Here is a 3159-nt window from a genome sequence, read left to right as displayed (position 1 = left end):
TAGCGAGCCCGCGATCCAATTGTCCTGGGTCGGCTTGCGATTAGCGTGCGATGGCGTGCGCCCGCGTGCAATCTCAAGCAGCCCTTCCCAGAATTTGAAGCGTAGTTCGTGCCGCTCGGTGCGATTACGGCGCTCGGCCTGCCGCTTGACCCCAATTCGGGTTTGGAAGCTTGCGGTCTCGGGCAGCGGAATGAGTTGCTGGATGTCGAGCAGTACCGTGCCGTTAGCGAGGCGATATGGTCGCATTCGCACGCAGCGTATGTCGATACCGCGGTCGATCAGCCAGAGCACCGCTGTGGTCAACTCCTTGCTGAAATTGGCTGCGGCCAGGATGATGCGGGTATCCTGCCCGAATTCCTCCTCACGCGCCGCAGTCCAGCCGAGAAAGTCGAGAATAGCGGTCTGCGCGGCATCGACATCGGGCTGGGCGGGATTGCGGAAGCGCGCATGCGCTTCGACCAACTGCTCGAAGGTCATCGCCGAGACCATCGCCGCATAGCGTAGCGCCTGTAGTTCCATATGGCCGCCGTCTTCGGTCCGCTTCAGCTCGACCACGACTAGGTTGGCGTCGGTGTCGAGACAGAGCAGATCAATCCGGCGTGCGCTGTCGACCCATTCGCCAAATTCTTCGGCGACAACCATCAGATCCGGCCCGATCACCTCGATCTGCGCGCGCAGCAGTTGCTGGATGTGACGGCGCTCGTACAGGTTTTCGGCTGAGAAGCTGGTCTCGGCTGCGGTGATCAACTGGTCTTCTTTGAGTTCGTAGATGGCCACACGCAGGTCCGTTCCAAATCCGATGGTCCAGGGCCAAGCCCGGTCTAACCGTGGGAGTAGCCGCTTCGGTAACGGGCCACCAGACGGGGCAGCGCGACATACCCACCTTCGCCCCTCTCAAAGGAAAGAATAAGGGTCCACATCCACCGCGACGCGAACCCCGCGCGGCCATTCGAGCGGGCCGAGCCATTCGCGGATCACGTCCTGCACGTCGAGCGCGCGGTTGGCGTGGACCAGGAGGCGCTGCCGATGGCGGCCGCGCAGCATCGAGAGCGGGGCGGGGGCGGGGCCGTAGACCTGCATGCCATCGACGCGCGGCGCGGCGCGGCCGATCGCCTTGGCGGTGCTGGCGGCCTCGTCGGCATTTTCGGAGCTGACGATGATCCCGGCGAAGCGGCCGAAGGGCGGCGCGTTGGCATGGCGGCGGGCCTCGGTTTCGGCGGCGTAGAAACTGTCGGCGTCGCCCGAAACGAGCGCCTGGATGACGGACGCGCCGGGCTCGAACGTCTGGACCAGCACACGGCCCGGCTTGGCGCCGCGCCCGGCACGGCCCGCGACCTGCGCGATCTGCTGGAAGCTGCGCTCGGCCGCGCGCAGATCGCCGCCGGACAGGCCGAGATCGGCGTCGATCACGCCGACGAGGGTGAGATTGGGGAAGTGATAGCCCTTGGTGACGAGCTGGGTGCCGATCACGATGTCGATCTCGCCCGCTTCCATCTTGTGGACGAATTCGGCGGCCTTGGCGGGCGACCATAAGGTGTCGGAGGTGACGATCGCGGTGCGCGCGTCGGGGAAGAGCAGGGCGACCTCGTCGGCGATGCGCTCGACGCCGGGGCCGCACGCAACCAGGGCATCCTCTTCCTTGCATTCGGGGCAGGCGCGCGGCGGCGGCATGACGTGGCCGCAATGGTGGCAGGCGAGCCGCGCGGTCAGGCGGTGCTCGACCATCCACGCGGTGCAATTGGGGCATTGGAAGCGATGCCCGCAATGGCGGCAGAGCGTGAGCGGGGCGTAGCCGCGCCGGTTGAGGAACAGCAAAGCCTGTTCGCCCTTCTCCAGCGTTTCGCGCACCGCATCGACCAGGCTCGGCGCGAGCCAGCGGCCGCGGTCGGGCCGGTCCTGGGTCAGGTCGATCGCGGCGATATCGGGCATGGTCGCGCCGCCGAAGCGGGCGGGAAGCTTCACTTCCTCGTAGCGGCCCTGGGCGACCTGCTGGCGCGTTTCGATCGCGGGCGTGGCGGAGGCGAGCACGACCGGGATCTGCTCGAACGAGCCGCGCATCACCGCGACGTCGCGGGCGTGGTACATCACGCCGTCTTCCTGCTTGAAGCTGGATTCGTGCGCCTCGTCGACCACGATCAGGCCGAGGTCGCGATAGGGCAGGAACAGGGCCGAGCGCGCGCCGACCGTGACGAGCGCCTCGCCGCTCGCGATCGCGCGCCACGCGCGGCGGCGTTGGGACTGGCGCAGGTCCGAATGCCACGCGACCGGCGCGCAGCCGAAACGCTCGGCGAAGCGCTTGAGGAAGGGCTCGGTCAGCGCGATTTCGGGCAGCAATACGAGCGTCTGGCGGCCGGAGCGGATCGCGGCGGCGACCGCCTCGAAATAGACCTCGGTCTTGCCCGATCCGGTGACGCCGTCGAGCAGGATCGGCGCGAACGCCTTGTCCGTGACGGCTTGAGTCAGCCGGGCGGCGGCGGCGGCCTGTTCTGGCGATAGTTCGGGTTGCGCATGATCGGGATCGGGCAAAGGATAAGGATCGTCGACGCGCACCTCGACCGCCTCGATCGCGCCGACCTTGACCAGCCCGCGGATCACCGCGTCGGAGACGTCGGCGATCGTCGCCAGCTCGCGCACGATCCCCTGGCGATTCTCGATCCGCTCCAGCGCCTGCGCGCGCTGCGGCGTCAGGCGGGGTGGAACGTGGCCGGTGGATCGGTACTCGATGATCGTGCGCGCACCATCGAGCGCCGAGGCGGACGCCAGCGTCATGCGCAGCACCGAGGCGGGCGGGGCGAGATAATAATTGGCGGTCCACTCGATCAGGCGGCGCAGCGACGCCTTGAGCGGCGGCAGATCGTAGACCGCCGCCAGCGGCCGCAGCCGATTGTCGCCGACCTCCGCGTCGGACGGCATATGCTCCGGCTCCCACACCACGCCGGCGAGCTGGCGCGGGCCGAGCGGCGCGAGCACGATCGAGCCCGGCTGGATATCGTGTTCCGGATCGACCCGATAATCGAGCGGCCCGAGCGCGGCATTGAGGAGGAGGACGCGGGCGCGCTTGTTCATGCGTGTCAGGTAGGGGCTCGGTGGCGAAAAGGGAATCGGATGATCTGCGGTTATATATTCTGCCGTCATGCCGGACTTGTTCCGGCATCCACC

At 67.5% G+C, this 3159-nt stretch carries 2 protein-coding genes; both read right to left on the bottom strand.

Features of this window, described 5'->3' with window-relative positions; translation table 11 throughout:
- Positions 1 to 777, bottom strand: a 777-nt coding sequence (locus VK533_RS08400; protein WP_324376414.1) for a DUF4268 domain-containing protein, incomplete at its 3' end; no start/stop codon positions are given.
- Between the two features lie 117 nt (positions 778 to 894).
- The gene (locus VK533_RS08395) at positions 895 to 3066 is read right to left on the bottom strand and encodes a primosomal protein N' (protein WP_324376413.1); all 2172 of its coding nucleotides are present in this window, start codon (positions 3064 to 3066) and stop codon (positions 895 to 897) included.
- Positions 3067 to 3159 lie beyond the last annotated feature (93 nt).

This window comes from Sphingomonas sp. (genome assembly GCF_035317925.1).
Taxonomy (GTDB): domain Bacteria; phylum Pseudomonadota; class Alphaproteobacteria; order Sphingomonadales; family Sphingomonadaceae; genus Sphingomonas_I.
This window is presented reverse-complemented; position numbering and strand designations above follow the sequence as displayed.

Coding starts and splice junctions, on each gene's coding strand:
- VK533_RS08395 (WP_324376413.1), bottom strand. CDS start 3,066: ATGAACAAGCGCGCCCGCGTCCTCCTCCTCAATGCCGCGCTCGGGCCG.